Genomic DNA, 16,756 nt, shown 5'->3' on the forward strand with positions numbered 1-16,756 from the left:
GTGGGCCTGTGGGGGGAGATGGGGCCTCGCGCGCGCGAGGCCCCTTCTTGCTGCGCTCAGCCGATCGTGCAGGCGAGGCCGTTCAGCGTGAACGACGACGGCTTGCCGGTGTCGCCGCTGTGCGTGGCCTGGAACCCGATCCCGGCCGACCCGCCGGGGTTGAGGGTGCCGTTGTAGGACACGTTGCGCGCCGTGACCGCGCCGCTGGTGGGCGAGTAGCTCGCGTTCCACCCGCTGGTGATGGTCTGCCCCCCGGGCAGGGTGAACGAGAGCTGCCAGCCGTTGATCGGGCTGGTCCCGGTGTTGGTGATGGTGACGCTCGCGGTCAGGCCGGTGTTCCAGCTGTTGACCGTGTAGTTGATCCGGCACGCGCCGACCGGCGGGTTGCTGGTCGTGGTCGTCGTGGTGGTGGTCGTAGTTGTCGTTGTCGTGGTGGTGGTCGTTGTGGTGCTGGTCGTCGTGTCGGGGTTGCGGTCGAGCCCGAAGAACTGGATGACGCGCAACGCCATGCCCGGGGCCAGCACGTTGTGACCGGTGCCCTGGAGCGAGTACGCCTCGACCTGGGTGCCGTACCGGGTGCGGGTCCAGCCGGACTGCGGGCTGTCGGTGGACGTCGGCGTGGTGGACAGGCCGTGCACGTTGGTCCACTGGTCGATCGTCTCGCCGAAGTTCGGGTACCGCAGCGTGTCGTCCGCGGTGCCGTGCCAGATCTGCACGCGCGGCCGGGGACCGCTGTAGCCCGGGTACATGCCGCGCGCGATGTTGCCCCACTCCTGCGGCGTCCGCAGCACCTGGCCGTTGGCGCACGCGCTGTTCCAGCTCGACCCGTCGGTGGTGGCGAAGCAGCCGGCGGGCACGCCCGCGAACGGCGCGCCCGCGGCGAACACGTCCGGGTAGTTGGCCAGCATGACGTTCGTGGTCATCGCGCCGGACGAGACGCCGGTGACGAACACCCGGCCGGTGTCGCCGTTGTAGCGCTGGAGCACGTACCGGACCATGGACATCAGGCCGACCGGGTCGCTGCCGCCGTCGCGGCGCAGCGCCTGCGGGCTCGACACGTCGAAGCACTGGCCGCTGCGGGTCGCCGACGGGTAGATCACGATGAAGCCATACTGGTCGGCGAGCCGGGCGTACTCCGTGCCGGAGTAGAACGCCGGGCCCGAGCCGGTGCAGTAGTGCACGGCCAGCAGCACACCGGGCCGGGGCTGGACGCGGTCCGGCACGTACAGGTGCATGCGCAGGTTGGTGGGGTTCGTGCCGAAGTTGGTGACCTCGGTGAGCGTCGCGGCCGACGCCGGCGGCGCGACCACGAAGGCCAGCGCGAAGGCCGCCGCCGCGGCCAGGGAGGTCACGATCGCGCCGAGGGCCTTCACGGCGCCACCACCCGTCCGCTGCTGTCGATGCGGCCGGGGCACAGGTTCTTGGCCGCCAGGCCCTGCACGATCCGCGGCACCGCGTTGACCGTGTTCTGGTAGCTCGCGTGCATGAGCACGATGCCGCCGGCGTTCGCGCCGGTCGCCGCGCGCACGATGGCGTCGGTCGACGCGCCGTTCCAGTCCTGCGTGTCGACCGACCAGATGACCTGGGTCAGGCCGAGCTTGCGGGCCTCGTTCTGCACCGTGGCGTTCGTGGCGCCGTAGGGCGGGCGGAACAGCGTGGGCGTCTGCCCGGTGGCGTTGCGGATCGCGTTCTGGGTGTCGGCCAGCTCCTTGGCCACGGCCGCCGCGCCCAGGTTCGTCAGGTAGGGGTGCGACCACGAGTGGTTGCCGACCCACATGCCCGCCTGCACGACCTCGCGGGTGAGCCCCGGCTGCTGCTGGACGCGCGAGCCGAGGTCGAAGAACGTGGCCCGCGCGCCCGCCGAGCGCAACGCGCTCAGCAACGGGCGGGTGAACTGCGCGTTGGGGCCGTCGTCGTAGGTCAACGCGACGTACCCGGTGCAGGCGAGCGCGACCGGGCCGGCTTTCGCGGCGGGCGCGGCGGCGTTCGCCGCGTGGGCGGACAGCAGCGGCGCGCACAGCAGCAGCGCCACCGCCAGCAGGGATCTCAAGACCATTTCCTCCTCCTTGAGGATCACGGCGAGAGTTGTCGTCACTATGTGTCGCCGGCCGGTCGCGGACAATGAGTTTCGCAAAAGTTGCGAGTCTCAAATGGCCGGATGAGCTGCGGCAACGCGCGATGCGCCCGTTTGGCGGCGTCCGCTTTGTCCGAAAACTTTCGATCCGCTGCGGCGGGGTGTCGCCGAAATCGTCGGGTCGGTTGTCCCAAGCAATTGTCCGCCGGGCTCGGGGAACTGTTTTCGGTCGCGCGCGGGAATTGTCGCGTTACCGAATTCGCTTCGGAGGTCCGCAGGAACGGGACAGGCTTGTCACCTCGGTTGACGCGTTCGAGTGAACCTGTGCGGCGGCCGAATTAAAGGGCCGGCGAGCGCGGTGTTCCGCATTTTTGCCGGCTCGGGTGCTGCTATCGTTCGGGCCATGCAATTGACGGTTCTGGGGTGTTCGGGCAGCGCGCCGGGGCCTGATCTGCCGACCTCCGGGTACCTGGTGGAGGCGGGCGGCGCCCGGATCCTGGTGGAGCTGGGCAGCGGCGTGTTCGGCCCGCTCACGCGGCACTGCGACCCGTTCGACCTCGACGCCGTGCTGCTGTCGCACCTGCACCTCGACCACTGCGCCGACTTCAGCTCGCTCACCGTCCACCGGCGCGAGCACCCCGAGCCGCCCTACGACGTCACCGAACGCCGGCTGCCGGTGTTCGCGCCGGCGCACGCGCCGTCCCGCCTCGCCGCCGCGCACGCCGCCGACCGGGCCGAGCTGGCCACGACCGACCTGACCGACACCTACGACTTCGTGCCGCTCGCGCCCGGCCGGTACGCGGTCGGGCCGGTGGAGGTGGAGGTCGCCGCCATGCGCCACATCTGCGAGGCGTACGGGTTCCGCCTCACCCACGACGGCGTGTCCCTGGTGTTCTCCGGCGACACGGTGCCGTGCCCGGAGCTGGTCCGCCTGGCCGACGGGGCGGACCTGCTGCTGGCCGACGCCGCGTGGCGGGAGCAGGCGGGCCGCGCCAACTACCTGCACATGAGCGGGCGGGAGGCGGGCGAGGTGGCCGCGTCCGCGGGCGTCGGCCGGCTGGTGCTGACCCACGTCCTGCCGTGGTCGGACCACGACGGCGTGCTCCGGGACGCGACCGAGTCGTTCTCGGGCCCCGTCACGCTGGCCGTGCCCGGCGCGGTCTACGCCCTCTAACCCGCGAACGCGGTGGCCGGCAGCCCTTCGCCCACGCCCGGCAGCACCAGCACCGACCCGGCCAGCTCGCTCACCGCGTCACCGCTGAGCCCGACGCGCGCGGTCGTCACGTACAGGTCGGTGAAGTCCGGGCCGCCGAAGCAGCACGACGTCGGCTGGCCCACCGGCAGCTCGACCTCGCGGTCCAGCACGCCGTCCGGCGTGTACCGGTGCAACGCCGCACCGCCCCACAGCGCGACCCAGACCGCGCCGGAGCTGTCCACGGTCAGGCCGTCGGGCAGCCCGCGCGTCACCTCCACCAGCGGACGCCGGTTCGTCGCCGCGCCGGTCTCGCGGTCGTAGTCCAGGACGTCGACGCGCCGGTCCGCCGAGTCGATGTAGTACATGAGCTTCGCGTCGGGGCTCCAGCCGACGCCGTTGCTCACGCTCACCTTGTCCAGCACGACCTTCGCGTCGCCGTTGGGCTCCACGCGCGCGAGCCAGCCGCCGGGCTCCTCGTCGTAGCGCATCGTGCCCGCCCACAGCCGCCCGGCCGGGTCGACCGCGGCGTCGTTGCCGCGCACGCCGTCCCGCGCCCAGTAGACGAGCCAGGTCTTGGTCCCGTCCCGGTCGATCAGCGCCACGCCGTCGCGCAGGTTGACCACGATGCCGCCGCCGGACCGGGGCTTGGCCGCGCCCACGTGCTGCGGCACCTCCAGGACGGCGTCGTCGTCGCGCGAGGGGTTGTACCGGTGCACCTCGCTGCCGAGGATGTCCACCCAGAGCAGCGTCCCGCTGGCGTGGTCCCACGTGGGGCCTTCGCCCAGCTGCGCCTCGGCCCGCACGGCCACTTCGATCGACACCGGCACAGCCTACGGTCACGCCCGCAACGCCGACCCGAGGACGGCGAAGTCGCCGCCCGCGCCCGTCGTGCGCGCGTAGCCTGGTGGCGTGGACCCCACCGGCCCCTTCACGCCGCCGACGCCCCGGTCGGTGGTCGCCGCGCCCAAACCGGCCAAGCCGCTGTCGAAGCGCGTCGTGCCGCCCCGGCCCGTGCTGTCGGCCGTCGTCGTGCTCGGCTTCGTCGGCCTGCTCTACGTCGTCGAGGCGGTCGACACCGCCCTCGGCGGGCGGCTGGACGACGACGGCGTGATCCCGCGCGACTTCGGCGAGTGGGACAACATCCTGTGGTTCCCGCTGCTGCACGGCGACTGGACCCACCTGACCGGCAACGCGGTGCCGCTGCTCGTGCTCGGCTACCTGGCCACCTCCGGCGGCATCAAGCAGTTCCTCCAGATCACCGCGGTCATCTGGCTCACCAGCGGCCTCGGAGTCTGGGTCTTCGGCTCGCCCGGCAGCCACATCGGCGCGTCCGGGCTCGTCTTCGGGTTCCTGGTGTTCCTGCTCGTGCGCGGCGTCTTCGCCCGCAGCGTGCTCCAGATCGCGCTGGCCGTGGTGGTCTTCGCGATCTACGGCGCGGCGCTGTGGGGCGTGCTGCCGGGCCAGCCGGGAATCTCCTGGGAAGGTCACCTGTTCGGCGCGCTGGGCGGCGTGCTGGCCGCGTGGGGCGTCGCCCGGGACGCCCGCCGGAACGCCCCGGCTACGCTCGGCGCGTGACCGTCACCGCCGATTCGCCCATCGCGATCTTCGACTCCGGCGTCGGCGGGCTGACCGTCGCGCGGGCGATCATGGACCAGCTGCCCGGCGAGCGGATCAGGTACGTCGGCGACACCGCGCACTGCCCGTACGGCCCGCTGCCCATCGCGCGGGCGCGCGAGTACGCGCTCGAGGTGATGGACCGGCTCGTCGCCGACGGGGCGAAGCTGCTGGTCATCGCGTGCAACACGGCGTCCGCGGCGTGCCTGCGGGACGCGCGCGAGCGCTACGACATCCCGGTGGTCGAGGTGGTGCTCCCGGCCGTGCGCCGCGCGGTCGCCACCACCCGCACCGGACGGGTGGGGGTGATCGGCACGGTGGGCACCATCGGGTCCGGCGCGTACCAGGACGCGTTCGCCGCCGCGCGCGACGTCCACGTCACGGCGGTCGCGTGCCCGAGGTTCGTGGACTTCGTGGAGCGCGGCACCACGTCCGGCCGCCAGGTGCTCGGCCTCGCGCAGGCGTACCTGGAGCCGCTGCAACGCGCCGAGGTGGACACGCTCGTCCTCGGCTGCACGCACTACCCGCTGCTCACCGGCGTGCTCCAGATCGTCATGGGCGACGGGGTGACGCTGGTCTCCAGCGCCGAGGAGACCGTGAAGGACGTCATGCGCGTGCTCACGGAACGTGATCTCTTCCGCGACGGCGACCCCGACCAGCGGTTCAGCTGCACCGGTCCGGTGGAACCGTTCGCCCGGCTCGCCCGCAGGTTTCTGCCCGGGTTGGAAAGGGCGTCCTTCCAAGCCCACGGCTGACCTGGCACGCTCCACGGGTGCTGTTGACCATCCTCGGCTGCTCGGGCAGCCTGCCGGGACCGCACGGACCCGCCTCCGGCTACCTCGTCGAGGCGGACGGCTGCCGCCTCGCGGTCGAACTGGGCAGCGGCGTGCTGGCGTCGCTGCAGGCGCGTCACGACGTGTTCTCGTTGGACGCACTGCTGTTCTCGCACCTGCACCCGGACCACTGCGCGGACTTCACCACGCTCGCCGTCATCCGCCGCTACCACACCCACCCGCCCCACGACACGCGCGCACGGCGGCTGCCCGTGCACGGACCGGCCGAGACGGCGGACCGGTTCGCCCGCGCGTACGCGGAGACGGCCGACGAACTGCTGACCACCGACCTGACCGACGTGTTCGAGTTCCACGCGTTCGTCGACCACGCGGTGACCCGGATCGGGCCGTTCGAGATCACCGCGGTGCGGGTGGACCACCCCGGCGAGGCGTACGGGTTCCGGATCGCCACGAGGACCGCGACGTTGGCCTACACGGGCGACACGGGGCCGTGCGACGCGTTACTCGACTTAGCGCGGGACGCGGACGTGCTGCTGTCCGAGGCGACGTGGACGCACTCCGAGGACCGGCCGGCGGGCAGGCACCTGTCGGGCGTGCAGGCGGGGCGGGTGGCGGCCGAGGCCGGGGTCGGGCGGTTGCTGCTCACGCACATCGCGCCGTGGACCGACCGGGACGCCGTGCTGGCCGAGGCCCGGGGGCAGTTCCGCGGTCCGGTGGACGCGGTCGCCCAGGGCGACGCGTACGTGGTTGACGAGTCGGACGTCCGGGTAATCGGCGGCCATGGCAACTGATGTCGTCGAGCTGATCCTGGCGGACCACCGCAAGTTCGAGGAGCTGTTCCGCGCGTTGCGCGACCGCGAGTCGGACCGGGCGACGTTGTTGAGCGAGCTGGCGGCGCTGCTCGTGGCGCACGCCGAGGCCGAGGAGTCCGAGGTGTACCCGGCGCTCAAGCGGTACAAGGAGGTCGACAACGACGAGGTCGACCACGGGGCCGAGGAGCACGCCGAGGGCCACCAGGCGCTGCTGGCGTTGATGGAGGTGGGCGACACCGCGTCCGAGGAGTGGGAGGACAAGCTGGAGGAGTTGGTCCAGGCGCTCAACCACCACGTGGACGAGGAGGAGCGCACGATCCTCAACGACGCGCGGTCGGAGGTGCCCGACGAGCGGCGGGAGGAGCTGGGTCGGCTGTTCGCCGAGATCCGGCAGAGCCGGTTGGACGACAACTGCGGCGACCTCGACTACGTGCGCAAGATCGCAGCGGCCACGGAGGATCGGATCGACTAACGTCGATCGGGTGTCGAACGTCGAGGTGCGTCGGGTCGGTCAGCACGAGTTCGTGGCCACGAACGACCGGGGCGCGTCGGTGCGCGTCGGCCGCAAGGGGGCCGAGGGGTCGTTCTCGCCGGTGGAGCTGCTGCTCGCGGCGGCGGCGGGGTGCGCGGTCGTGACGGCGGAGACGCTGATCACCCGCCGAGTGGACGGCGACCTGGTGGCGCGTGCGGACGACGTCCGTTCGGTGACGGGGCACGAGCTGACGAGCGTGCCGGTCACCGTGGACTACGACGTCTCGCAGCTGAGCGCCGAGGACCGCGCGGCCCTGGAAGCCGCCGTCCGCCGCGCGATCGACCAGCTGTGCACCGTGACCCGCACCCTGAAGTCCTTCCCCACCACCCCTCTCCACCTCCCCACCCCCTCGTGAGTCCAACCTCCAGGTCGCGTGTGTCCTACGTCCAGGTCGCGTGTGTCCTACGTCCAGAACGCGAGAGTCCAACGCTCAGAACACCCGAATTCAACGCTCAGAACAGTGGATCTTGTTCTGAACGCTCAACTCGGGGTGCCTGAACGTAGGACTCTCGCGTTCCGAACGTAGGACACACGCGTTCTGGAGGTAGGACACGCGGGGGTCAGGTGGCGATGCCGGTCCAGACGGCGGTGGAGCCGCTGTGGCCGATGCGGACGGTCTGGACGGTGGCGGCGGCGCCGGCGGCGATCACCAGGACCGCCACGACGACGGCGATCCGGCGCCACGTCCGCGGCACGGCGGGGTCGTCCGCGGCGGCGGCGCGTTCGCGGTCGGCGAGGCGGCCGGCGACCAGCAGCGCCACGACCACCACCCCGAACCCGAGCGCGAACGGCAGCAGGTCGTTGCCCAGGTCGGCGTGCCGCGCGATCAACGGGTTGTCCAGCGACGCCATCCGGGCGTACAGCTGGTCACCCGCCCACTGCGCCAACGGCACCGAGCCGACGCCCAGCAGCGTCACGCCCAGCAGCGGCCACGCGTACCGCTGCCGCCACCGCGGCACCACGGCGAGCGCCGCCGCGCCGACCGACGCCAGCGGCAGGAGCACCACCACCGCGTGGACCAGCAACGGGTGCGCGGGGAGACCGAAGATCGTCACCAGGTCGTTCGCGAGTGCCATGCCTCTCCCTACGCCGGTGGGTTGCCCCCGGGTTCAGCGACATAGGGTAGTGCCGTGCTGAGGACCGATGGCAGGAACGACGACGTACTGCGCGACATCCGGATCACCCGCGGCTTCCAGCAGTGGCCCGCCGGGTCGGTGCTGATCGAGTTCGGCAACACGCGGGTGCTGTGCGCGGCCAGCGTGACCGAGGGCGTGCCGCGGTGGCGGTCCGGCTCCGGTCTCGGCTGGGTGACCGCCGAATACGCGATGCTCCCCTCCGCCACCCACACCCGCAGTGACCGCGAGTCGGTGAAAGGCCGGATCGGCGGTCGCACGCACGAGATCAGCCGCCTGATCGGGCGATCCCTGCGCGCGTGCATCGACCTCGCCGCCCTCGGCGAGAACACGATCGTGATCGACTGCGACGTCATCCAGGCCGACGGCGGCACCCGCACCGCCGCCATCACCGGCGCGTACGTCGCCCTGGCCGACGCCGTCACCTGGCTGGGCGCGGCGAACCGCCTGGCCGACCCCCAGCCGCTGTCGTGCGCCGTGTCGGCGGTGTCGGTCGGCGTCGTGGACGGCCGCGTGCGCCTCGACCTCCCCTACGAGGAGGACTCGCGCGCCGAGGTCGACATGAACGTCGTCGCCACGGACGCCGGCACGCTCATCGAGGTGCAGGGCACCGGCGAGGGCGCGACCTTCGCCCGGTCGACGCTGGACAAGATGCTCGACCTGGCCCTGGAGGGCTGCGCCCAGCTCAACCGCATCCAGGCCGAGGCGCTGGCCCTGCCCTACCCCGGCGTCCTGCCCGAGCCGAAGGCGAGGAAGAAGTGAAGCTCCTGCTGGCCTCGCGCAACAAGAAGAAGCTCGGCGAACTGCGCCGCATCCTGCTGGCCGAAGGGCTGGAGGGCATCGAGGTCCTGGGCCTGGACGACGTGCCGCCGTTCCCGGAGGCCCCGGAGACCGACCCGACGTTCGAGGGCAACGCCCTGGCCAAGGCCCGTGACGCGTTCAACGCCACCGGCCTGCCCTCGGTCGCGGACGACTCCGGCATCGCCATCGACGCGCTCAACGGCATGCCGGGCGTGCTGTCGGCGCGGTGGTCCGGCCGGCACGGGGACGACCAGGCCAACCTGGACCTGGTGCTGGGCCAGCTCCGCGACGTCCCGGACGAGCGGCGCGGCGCGGCCTTCGTCTGCACGGCCGCGTTCGTGTCGGGCACGGCGGACGACGTCGTGGTGCGCGGCGAGTGGCGCGGCACGATCACCCGCGAGCCGGCCGGCGAGAACGGCTTCGGCTACGACCCGATCTTCCGACCGGAGGGCCACGAGGTCACCTCGGCCGAGCTGTCCCCGGACGAGAAGGACGCCCTCTCCCACCGCGGCCGGGCCCTGCGCCTGCTCCTGCCGCACCTGCGCCGACTGGCCGGCTGACCGACCCGGGCGGTGCCCTCCCGCCGCGGGAGGGCACCGGACCGTGATCAGGCGGGCAGCTCGCGCAGCAGCTTGGCCACGTGGCCGGTCGCGCGGACGTTGTACATGGCCTTCCTGATCCGGCCCTCGGGGTCGACCAGGAACGTCGAGCGGATCACGCCCAGCACCGTCCGGCCGTAGTTCTGCTTCTCCCCGTACGCGCCCCACTCGGCCAGCACCTTGCGGTCCACGTCCGACAGCAGCGGGAAGTTCAGGCCCTCGGCGGCGGCGAACTTCGCGAGCTTCTCCGGCTTGTCCGGCGAGATGCCGACCACGTCGTAGCCCGACGACGCGAGGTCGCCGAGGCTGTCGCGGAAGTCGCACGCCTGCTTGGTGCAGCCCGGCGTGCCCGCGGCCGGGTAGAAGTAGACGACCACGGAGCGGCCGAGGTAGTCGGAGAGCGAGACGGGCTTCCCCTCGCTGTCGGGCAGCGTGAACGCCGGGGCCTGATCGCCCGGTTCCAGGCGCTTCTGCTCGGTCATGGCGCAGACGCTACAAGGTCAGGCGACGCCCTCGAACGTCGCGCTGGGCTCCTGGTTCGCGCCGTTCGGCTCGACCACGAGCTGGAGCCGCACCGGGTCCGCGGGCACCGCGAACGCCATCGTGAGCACGGTCTCCGCGCCGGGCGCGACCTCCTCGACCGCGGCCCCGGCGCCGTTGAGGCCCTGCACGGAGTCGCGCACCTCGGCCACCGGCGCGCCGTCGACCAGCGCGTGCACGGACAGCTGGCTGGTGCGGTAGGCGGCCTTCGTGCCGTTGACCACGGTCAGCGTGAACACGGCGGCGCGGGGCGACTGCGGGAACGACGTGTCGCTCGGCTTGAGCGAGGACGGGGCCGACACGGTGACCGCCATGCCGTTGGCCCACACCCGCTGCGTGCCGAAGGGGGTGAACCCCGAGGACGACGGGGCGTCGTTGCGCTGATCGGCCACCGCGGAGGGCCCGGGAGGCGTGGTGGACATGTCCGGGTGGTCCGCACATCCCGCCATTGCCAGGCCGAGGCACACGCCGACGGCCAGTCTGGCGAACTTCACGAACCTCCCCTTCCCGCCCCGGCGGTGGGCTTGAGTGCGACTGCCACCACCATGACGGTGCGGAGGGGTGCCGGGTGACCGATCCAGGGCCTTGATTCGCACCTGGTGCCTGCCTGTGGCCAAGCCGTGATGACGCACGGCTGCCCGCGTGGGCGGCGCCACACCTGGCGGCGCCCACGCGGGTCGGCGGCGGCCGAGCCGGACGATCGCTCGTCCGGAGTTTGGGGAGCGCGTCGGGGGGCGTGCGCGCTCCACTACGATCATCGCGGGCCGTGGCGGAACCGCTACACCTCTACTTCAGTCTTCACCCGTTCGGATGAATCCCGACCGGTCGAACGCCCGGCGATGTCCGCCAGGAGTTCGTAAGACCTCAGCCGGTCCGCCTGCTCGGCGACCATCGTCGTCACCATCAGCTCATCGGCCAGCGTGTCCTCCAGCAGGCGCTCCAGCTGCGCTTCGACGGTCTTCGGCGAGCCGATGACCTGGGACGCGATCCGGTCCTCGAAGATCAGCCGTTCGAGGTCGTTGTAGTGGTAGTCGGCGGCCTCCTGGGTGGTGGGCACCGGGGCGGGCCGCCCGTTGCGCAGCTGCACCCACGCCAGCGCGCCCGGACCGGCGAGCCGCAGGGCCTCCTCGTCGGTGTCCGCCACGATCACCGACGCGCAGACCACCGCGTACGGCTCGGCCAGCCGCTCGGAGGGGCGGAACCGGTCGCGGTACAGCGCCAGCGCGGGCAGCGTGTTCTCCGCGCTGAAGTGGTGGGCGAACGCGAACGGCAGCCCGAGCAGACCCGCGACCTGCGCGCTGTACCCGCTCGACCCGAGCAGGAACACGTCCGGCTTGTTGCCCGGCGCGGGCATCGCGGTGAGCTGCTCGGTGCCGTCGAAGTAGCCGTTCAGCTCGCTGAGCTGCTGCGGGAAGTCGTCGACCGACAGCGGGCCGGTGGTCCGGCGCAACGCCTGCGCGGTGCGCGGGTCCGTGCCGGGCGCGCGGCCGATGCCGAGGTCGATCCGGCCGGGGTGCAGGGCGGACAGCGTGCCGAACTGCTCGGCCACGACCAGCGGCGGGTGGTTGGGCAGCATCACGCCGCCGGAGCCGACGCGCAGCGTGGTGGTGGCGTCGGCGACGTGGCCGATGAGGATCGCGGGGGAGGAGCTGGCGACACCGGGCATGTTGTGGTGCTCGGCCAGCCAGAACCGGGTGAAGCCGAGCCGTTCGACGTGCTGGGCCAGCTCGCGCGTGTGCTGCAGCGCGGTGCGCGTGTCGGTCGCCGTGGTGACCGTGGCGAGGTCGAGGGCGGACAGCGGCACGTCGTGGAGTCGACTCATGACTCCGACCAACGCCGAACGGCCCGTGCGCCTTCCGGGTGTGACCGTAACGACACCGGGAAGTGACCCGCGGCCCGCCGGCGTTGGTCGAGGTGTGGACGTCGTGGTGATCGGTGCGGGTCAGGCGGGGTTGTCCGCCGCCTACTTCCTCGGCCGCGCGGGCCTGGACCACGTCGTGCTGGACGCCGACGCCGGACCGGGCGGCGCGTGGCGGCACCGCTGGCCGACGCTGCGCATGGCGACCGTGCACGGCATCCACGACCTGCCGGGCATGCCGTTCGCCGAGCCGGACCCGGCCGCGCCCGCCAACGAGGTGCTGCCCGCCTACTTCGCCGACTTCGAGCGCCGCAACGGCATCGAGGTGCGCCGGCCCGTGCGCGTGCACGCCGTCCGCGACCTCGGCGACCTGCTGCGGGTCGAGACCGACCACGGCGCCTGGGAGGCGAACGCCCTGGTCAACGCCACCGGCACGTGGACGCGCCCGTTCTGGCCGCGCTACCCGGGCCAGGAGCTGTTCGCCGGCCGGCAACTGCACTCGTCGCAGTACCGGGGCCCGGAGGAGTTCGCCGGTCTGCGCGTGGTCGTCGTGGGCGGCGGCACGTCCGCCGTGCAGCAGTTGCTGGAGATCGCCCCGCACGCCGCCGCGACCACCTGGGTGACCCGCCGCGAGCCCGAGTTCTCCGACCGGCCGTTCACGCCGGAACTGGGCCGTGCCGCGGTGGCCAAGGTGGACGACCGCGTCCGCCGGGGCCTGCCGCCGCGCAGCGTGGTCAGCGTGACCGGGCTGAGCCTCACCCCGGCCGTGCGCGAAGGGCTCGCGACGGGCGCGCTCGCCCGCCGCCCGATGTTCGAGCGGCTCACCGAGGACGGCGTGACCTGGGCCGACGGCACGCACGAGCCCGCCGACGCCGTGCTGTGGGCGACGGGCTTCCGCGCCGCGCTCGACCACCTCGCCCCGCTGCGCCTGCGCGGACCGGGCGGCGGCATCCGGCTCGACGGCACCCGGGTCGTCGCCGACCCGCGCGTGCACCTGGTCGGCTACGGCCCCTCGGCCAGCACGGTCGGCGCCACCCGGGCCGGTCGGGCGGCGGCCCGGGAGATCAAGGCGTCGCTGTCCCGCCGACGGGCCGCCTGACCAGCCGCGACGCCTTCTGGAGGAGCAGGTTCGCGCCGACGCCCAGCTTGTACCGCAGCACGTCGAACCGGCCCACGTTGCGCCGGGCCAGGAAGTCCCGGGTGGCCTCCGCGTCGAAGAACCACGGGAACAGCGACGACGGGTCGTTGAACCCCTCCCAGAGCTGCTCGCCGATGTCCTCCCGGCGTGACGCGGCCAGCATGACCGTCTTCTGCTCGTCGGTCAGCGGCGCGAGCAGCCCGTTGGAGAACTCGCTGGTGTAGCAGCCGCGCTCCCACCACTCGTCGAACCGCTCGGTCAGCCACGCCGCGGTGAACGGGCCCTCGTGCGCGGCCAGCTCGTCGGCGAAGAACCGGGCCATCCGGGTGGCGTTGTTCGCGCCCTGCCCGGCCAGCGGGTCGTTGAGCACGACCGCGTCGCCCAGGCCCAGCACGTGCCGCCCGGACGGCAGCACGGCCACCGGCTTGCGCACCACGGGCACGATCTCGCCCTTGACCCAGGTCACGGGACTGGTGGCGCGGGCGGGCCGCAGGAACGCCGACTCGTGCGGGAACACGTCGTCCACCACGGCCTTGAGCACCTCCAGGCCCTCGTCGGCCGAGGTCACGTCGCCGAACAGGTCGGCGCGACCACCCCGCGCGGCCTCCACCACGACGCTGCGCGACTCGCCGACGTCCTTGTCGAAGAACGGGACCCAGAACACCTCCAGCGTGCCCGGCAGGTACGAGAACACCCCTTCCGCGTGCTCGGGCCGCGCGGCCAGGTCGTAGCCGTGGATGTTCAGCATGAACAGGCTGCGCTGCGGCTCGGAGTGCACCGACCGCGCCGGGTCCCGCTCGAACAGGCCGGCCAGGGACCTGTGCCCGGCCGTCACGACCACCAGGTCGTGCGTCGCGGCCAGCCGGTCCAGGTCGTCCACGCCGACCGCGCCGAGCACCACCGACGCGCCGCGCCGCTGCACCTCGCGCAGCCCGGCGGAGAACTTCAACCGCTGGTCCACCGCGAGCGCGGGCTTGCGCAGCGGCGCGTCCACGGAGAACGCGACCGCCCGGTCGTCCGTGAACAGGTCGAGGTGGATGCGGCGCATCCGGGGCGCCTCGGGCCAGAAGTCGAGGCCCAGCTCGGCCTCGTATTCGACCTGGTCGCCGAACAGGCACGCGGTCGGCCGGCCGCCGTCATCCAAGTGGTCGTCCGCCGACCGGTCGGAGTAGAGGGTGACCCGCCATCCGGCGCGCAGGAGCGCCGCCGACAACACCAGACCCGCCTGACCTGCGCCGATGACCGCTATTGTCGCCACGCTTCCGATCCTGGGCAGCAGGGTCTGCGATCGCCAATAGCACGATCGGGTCGTCTAGCCTCGATCAGGTGCACAGGGGGTTGCGCGTCGTTGCCGGACTGTTGCTCGGCTTCGGATCGGCGCTGGTTGATCTCTTCGCGGTGGTGTTCACCCGGAAGGCGGCGGTCGCCGTCGCCGGGCTGGAACGCCGCCGGCTGCGGGCGTTCCTCGGCATCGACAGCGCCGAGCCGACCCGCGGGCAGGCCGTGCGCTACCTCGCCGTGCGCGCGCCGGTCGGCCTGTTCGGCGGGTTCGTGCTGGCCTGGCTGTTCTACGGGCTCGCCATGGGCGTGATCGTGGTGTACCGGCTGATCGCGGGCGGCCCGACCAGCGGGCTGGACCGGTCCGACAACTGGACCGACTTCCTGCTGACCGGGCTGCTCGGCCTGGTCCTGCTCTACATCGAGGTCCAGGGCATCATCGGCGTGGTCGCGCTGGAGGGCAGGGTGGCCCGGCGCTGGCTCGGCCCGAGCGAGGCGGAGCTGCTGCGCCTGCGCATCGACGAGCTGGCCGCGAGCCGGGCGGGCATCGTGGCGGCGGTGGACGCCGAACGGCGGCGCATCGAGCGGGACCTGCACGACGGCGTGCAGCAGCGGTTGGTCGCGCTCGGCATGCTGCTCGGCCGGGCCCGCCGCCACCCCGACCACGCCCACGACCTGCTCGCCCAGGCGCACGAGGAGTCCCGGCACGTGCTGGAGGACCTGCGCGAGGTGGCGTGGCGGGTGTACCCGGCGGCGCTGGACTCGCTGGGCCTGGCCGAGGCGTTGGAGGCGGTGGCCGACCGCTCCGCCATCCCGGTGCGGATCCGCTGCGCGCCCCTGGACGCCGCGCCGGCGGTGGAGACCGCGGTGTACTTCGTGGTGTGCGAGGCGGTGACCAACGCGGCCAAGCACTCGGGTGCGAGCATGATCGGCGTGGACATCACCGAGGAGGCGGGCGCGGTGCGCGTGCGGGTCGAGGACGACGGCGTCGGGGGCGCGGACCCGGCGGGCGGCGGGCTGGCCGGCCTGTCCCGGCGGGTGCTCGCGCTGGACGGGACGTTCGACGTGACCAGCCCCGCCGGCGGTCCGACGGTGATCACCGCGGAGGTCCCGTGCGGGTGATCCTGGCCGAGGACTCGACGCTGCTGCGCGAGGGCCTGGTGCGGCTGCTGGTCGAGGAGGGCCACGAGGTGGTGGCCGCCGTAGGTGACGCGGAAGCGCTGGTCAGCTCGGTGGCGGCGCACCGGCCGGACGTCGTGGTGACCGACGTGCGGATGCCGCCGACGCACTCCGACGAGGGCCTCAAGGCGGCGCTGGAGATCCGCCGGAGGTTCCCCGGCGTCGGCGTGCTGGTGCTGTCGCAGTACGTCGAGCAGCGCTACGCCGTCGACCTGCTCACCGAGCACGCCGACGGCGTGGGCTACCTGCTCAAGGACCGCGTGGTCCAGGTGGAGGAGTTCCTGGACGCGCTGCGCCGGGTCGGCGCGGGCGACGTGGCGTTCGACCCGGAGGTGGTGCGGCGGCTGCTGGCGCGCAGCGCCCACCCGCTGGACGTGCTCACCGAACGGGAGCGCCAGGTGCTGGCGCACATGGCCGAGGGCCACACGAACACCGCGATCGCGTCCCGCCTGCACGTCTCGCGCAGCGCGGTGGAGAAGCACATCAACTCGATCTTCGACAAGCTCGGGCTGTCCGACGTGGACGGCTACAGCAGGCGGGTGCTGGCGATCCTGCGCTACCTGCGGGCCTGATCGGGCTCCCGGTCGTCGGACTTCTTCCGCTGCGACACGCGGGACACCACGAACCACACCACGACCAGCGCCACCAGCCCGAGCACGACCTTCGTCACGATGCCCATGTACTGCTCGACCAGGTGGTAGTTCGCGCCCAGCACGTACCCGGCGATGATCAGCGCGGAGTTCCAGATCAGGCTGCCCGCCGCCGTGAGCAGCAGGAACCCGGGCAGCGGCATGCGCTCGACGCCCGCCGGGATGGAGATCAGGCTGCGGAAGATCGGCACCATCCGGCCGAAGAAGACGGTGGCCCGGCCGTGCCGGGCGAACCACTCCTCGGTCTTGTCCACATCGGACACCTTGACCAGCGGCATCCGCTGCGCGATGGCCCGGATCCGGTCACGGCCGAGCAGCGCGCCCAGGTAGTACAGGGCGAGCGCGCCGGCGACCGAACCCGTGGTGGTCCACAGGATCGCGGCGACCAGGCTCATCTTGCCCTGGCTGGCGGTGAAGCCCGCCATCGGCAGGAACAGCTCGCTGGGCAGGGGAGGGAACAGGTTCTCCAGCGCGATCGCGATCCCGGCGCCCGGTGCGCCGAGCGTTTCCATCAGGTCCGTTACCCACGAGACGACATCCATGATCTCCAAGTTACGAA

Annotated in this window: 20 protein-coding genes; 11 read left to right on the forward strand and 9 right to left on the reverse strand. The window is 72.5% G+C overall.

Features of this window, described 5'->3' with window-relative positions:
• Nucleotides 1-56 precede the first annotated feature (56 nt).
• Together ACWEFJ_RS03420 and ACWEFJ_RS03425 are read right to left on the reverse strand one after the other, a co-directional pair.
• Nucleotides 57-1,373: an extracellular catalytic domain type 1 short-chain-length polyhydroxyalkanoate depolymerase gene (locus ACWEFJ_RS03420; RefSeq protein WP_449712801.1), complete on the reverse strand. Its 1,317-nt coding sequence runs from the start codon at nt 1,371-1,373 to the stop codon at nt 57-59.
• Complete coding sequence (locus ACWEFJ_RS03425; protein ID WP_449712802.1) at nt 1,370-2,056, reverse strand: polysaccharide deacetylase family protein; 687 nt, start codon at nt 2,054-2,056, stop codon at nt 1,370-1,372. Before ACWEFJ_RS03425 ends, ACWEFJ_RS03420 begins: the two co-directional genes overlap by 4 nt.
• A gap of 421 nt (nt 2,057-2,477) precedes the next feature.
• On the opposite strand from ACWEFJ_RS03425, the gene ACWEFJ_RS03430 reads away from it, so the two are divergent.
• Complete coding sequence (locus ACWEFJ_RS03430) at nt 2,478-3,248, forward strand: MBL fold metallo-hydrolase (protein ID WP_449712803.1); 771 nt, start codon at nt 2,478-2,480, stop codon at nt 3,246-3,248.
• On the opposite strand, the gene ACWEFJ_RS03435 is transcribed toward ACWEFJ_RS03430, so the two are convergent.
• A complete protein-coding gene (locus ACWEFJ_RS03435; protein ID WP_378092718.1) occupies nt 3,245-4,090 on the reverse strand; it encodes an SMP-30/gluconolactonase/LRE family protein in 846 nt (281 codons plus the stop codon). The genes ACWEFJ_RS03430 and ACWEFJ_RS03435 overlap by 4 nt on opposite strands.
• Before the next feature lie 88 nt (nt 4,091-4,178).
• Here ACWEFJ_RS03435 and ACWEFJ_RS03440 point away from each other — a divergent pair, with 88 nt between their 5' ends.
• The 5 genes from ACWEFJ_RS03440 to ACWEFJ_RS03460 are packed head-to-tail and all read left to right on the forward strand — an operon-like array spanning nt 4,179 to nt 7,376.
• Complete coding sequence (locus ACWEFJ_RS03440; RefSeq protein WP_449712804.1) at nt 4,179-4,844, forward strand: rhomboid family intramembrane serine protease; 666 nt, start codon at nt 4,179-4,181, stop codon at nt 4,842-4,844.
• Entirely contained in the window at nt 4,841-5,638 is a 798-nt protein-coding gene (murI, locus tag ACWEFJ_RS03445) for a glutamate racemase (RefSeq protein WP_378092713.1), read from the forward strand. Before ACWEFJ_RS03440 ends, murI begins: the two co-directional genes overlap by 4 nt.
• Before the next feature lie 17 nt (nt 5,639-5,655).
• Entirely contained in the window at nt 5,656-6,468 is an 813-nt protein-coding gene (locus tag ACWEFJ_RS03450) for an MBL fold metallo-hydrolase (protein WP_378092711.1), read from the forward strand.
• Nucleotides 6,458-6,961, forward strand: a complete 504-nt coding sequence (locus ACWEFJ_RS03455) for a hemerythrin domain-containing protein (protein ID WP_378092709.1) — start codon at nt 6,458-6,460, stop codon at nt 6,959-6,961. The genes ACWEFJ_RS03450 and ACWEFJ_RS03455 overlap by 11 nt, the downstream gene beginning before the upstream one ends.
• 10 nt (nt 6,962-6,971) lie before the next feature.
• On the forward strand, nt 6,972-7,376 hold the full coding sequence (locus ACWEFJ_RS03460; RefSeq protein ID WP_378092707.1) for an OsmC family protein: 405 nt from the start codon (nt 6,972-6,974) through the stop codon (nt 7,374-7,376).
• A 205-nt stretch (nt 7,377-7,581) separates the two neighbouring features.
• On the opposite strand, the gene ACWEFJ_RS03465 is transcribed toward ACWEFJ_RS03460, so the two are convergent.
• Nucleotides 7,582-8,097, reverse strand: coding sequence for a DUF2231 domain-containing protein (locus tag ACWEFJ_RS03465; RefSeq protein ID WP_449712805.1), 516 nt, complete (start codon nt 8,095-8,097; stop codon nt 7,582-7,584).
• Between the two features lie 54 nt (nt 8,098-8,151).
• Here ACWEFJ_RS03465 and rph point away from each other — a divergent pair, with 54 nt between their 5' ends.
• Together rph and rdgB are read left to right on the forward strand one after the other, a co-directional pair.
• The gene (rph, locus tag ACWEFJ_RS03470) at nt 8,152-8,916 is read left to right on the forward strand and encodes a ribonuclease PH (protein ID WP_378092703.1); all 765 of its coding nucleotides are present in this window, start codon (nt 8,152-8,154) and stop codon (nt 8,914-8,916) included.
• Nucleotides 8,913-9,515 (forward strand): RdgB/HAM1 family non-canonical purine NTP pyrophosphatase, encoded by a 603-nt coding sequence (gene rdgB, locus ACWEFJ_RS03475; RefSeq protein WP_378092701.1) that lies wholly within the window; start codon nt 8,913-8,915, stop codon nt 9,513-9,515. The genes rph and rdgB overlap by 4 nt, the downstream gene beginning before the upstream one ends.
• A gap of 47 nt (nt 9,516-9,562) precedes the next feature.
• Here the strand turns inward: rdgB and bcp are convergent, their stop codons facing one another.
• The 3 genes from bcp to ACWEFJ_RS03490 form a co-directional block, all read right to left on the reverse strand.
• A complete protein-coding gene (gene bcp, locus ACWEFJ_RS03480; protein ID WP_378092699.1) occupies nt 9,563-10,036 on the reverse strand; it encodes a thioredoxin-dependent thiol peroxidase in 474 nt (157 codons plus the stop codon).
• 18 nt (nt 10,037-10,054) lie between these two features.
• Nucleotides 10,055-10,588 carry a hypothetical protein gene (locus tag ACWEFJ_RS03485; protein ID WP_378092697.1) on the reverse strand — a complete coding sequence of 178 codons (534 nt, stop codon included), beginning with the start codon at nt 10,586-10,588 and terminating at the stop codon, nt 10,055-10,057.
• 284 nt (nt 10,589-10,872) lie between these two features.
• A complete protein-coding gene (locus ACWEFJ_RS03490) occupies nt 10,873-11,916 on the reverse strand; it encodes an LLM class flavin-dependent oxidoreductase (RefSeq protein ID WP_449712806.1) in 1,044 nt (347 codons plus the stop codon).
• 94 nt (nt 11,917-12,010) lie between these two features.
• On the opposite strand from ACWEFJ_RS03490, the gene ACWEFJ_RS03495 reads away from it, so the two are divergent.
• A complete protein-coding gene (locus ACWEFJ_RS03495) occupies nt 12,011-13,051 on the forward strand; it encodes an FAD-dependent oxidoreductase (RefSeq protein ID WP_449712807.1) in 1,041 nt (346 codons plus the stop codon).
• Here ACWEFJ_RS03495 and ACWEFJ_RS03500 read toward each other — a convergent pair.
• On the reverse strand, nt 13,017-14,348 hold the full coding sequence (locus ACWEFJ_RS03500; protein ID WP_378092692.1) for a styrene monooxygenase/indole monooxygenase family protein: 1,332 nt from the start codon (nt 14,346-14,348) through the stop codon (nt 13,017-13,019). The genes ACWEFJ_RS03495 and ACWEFJ_RS03500 overlap by 35 nt on opposite strands.
• A gap of 68 nt (nt 14,349-14,416) precedes the next feature.
• On the opposite strand from ACWEFJ_RS03500, the gene ACWEFJ_RS03505 reads away from it, so the two are divergent.
• Both ACWEFJ_RS03505 and ACWEFJ_RS03510 read left to right on the forward strand, forming a co-directional pair.
• Nucleotides 14,417-15,490 carry a sensor histidine kinase gene (locus ACWEFJ_RS03505; RefSeq protein WP_378092689.1) on the forward strand — a complete coding sequence of 358 codons (1,074 nt, stop codon included), beginning with the start codon at nt 14,417-14,419 and terminating at the stop codon, nt 15,488-15,490.
• Nucleotides 15,481-16,119, forward strand: coding sequence for a response regulator transcription factor (locus tag ACWEFJ_RS03510; protein WP_449712808.1), 639 nt, complete (start codon nt 15,481-15,483; stop codon nt 16,117-16,119). Before ACWEFJ_RS03505 ends, ACWEFJ_RS03510 begins: the two co-directional genes overlap by 10 nt.
• Here ACWEFJ_RS03510 and ACWEFJ_RS03515 read toward each other — a convergent pair.
• Nucleotides 16,104-16,739 carry a DedA family protein gene (locus ACWEFJ_RS03515; protein ID WP_378092684.1) on the reverse strand — a complete coding sequence of 212 codons (636 nt, stop codon included), beginning with the start codon at nt 16,737-16,739 and terminating at the stop codon, nt 16,104-16,106. The two genes, ACWEFJ_RS03510 and ACWEFJ_RS03515, sit on opposite strands and share 16 nt — an antisense overlap.
• Between the last annotated feature and the right edge of the window lie 17 nt (nt 16,740-16,756).

Source organism: Actinosynnema sp. NPDC004786 (genome assembly GCF_053601135.1).

Coding starts and splice junctions, on each gene's coding strand:
- ACWEFJ_RS03425 (WP_449712802.1), bottom strand. CDS start 2,056: ATGGTCTTGAGATCCCTGCTGGCGGTGGCGCTGCTGCTGTGCGCGCCG.
- ACWEFJ_RS03430 (WP_449712803.1), top strand. CDS start 2,478: ATGCAATTGACGGTTCTGGGGTGTTCGGGCAGCGCGCCGGGGCCTGAT.
- ACWEFJ_RS03455 (WP_378092709.1), top strand. CDS start 6,458: ATGGCAACTGATGTCGTCGAGCTGATCCTGGCGGACCACCGCAAGTTC.
- ACWEFJ_RS03465 (WP_449712805.1), bottom strand. CDS start 8,097: ATGGCACTCGCGAACGACCTGGTGACGATCTTCGGTCTCCCCGCGCAC.
- bcp (WP_378092699.1), bottom strand. CDS start 10,036: ATGACCGAGCAGAAGCGCCTGGAACCGGGCGATCAGGCCCCGGCGTTC.
- ACWEFJ_RS03490 (WP_449712806.1), bottom strand. CDS start 11,916: ATGAGTCGACTCCACGACGTGCCGCTGTCCGCCCTCGACCTCGCCACG.
- ACWEFJ_RS03515 (WP_378092684.1), bottom strand. CDS start 16,739: ATGGATGTCGTCTCGTGGGTAACGGACCTGATGGAAACGCTCGGCGCA.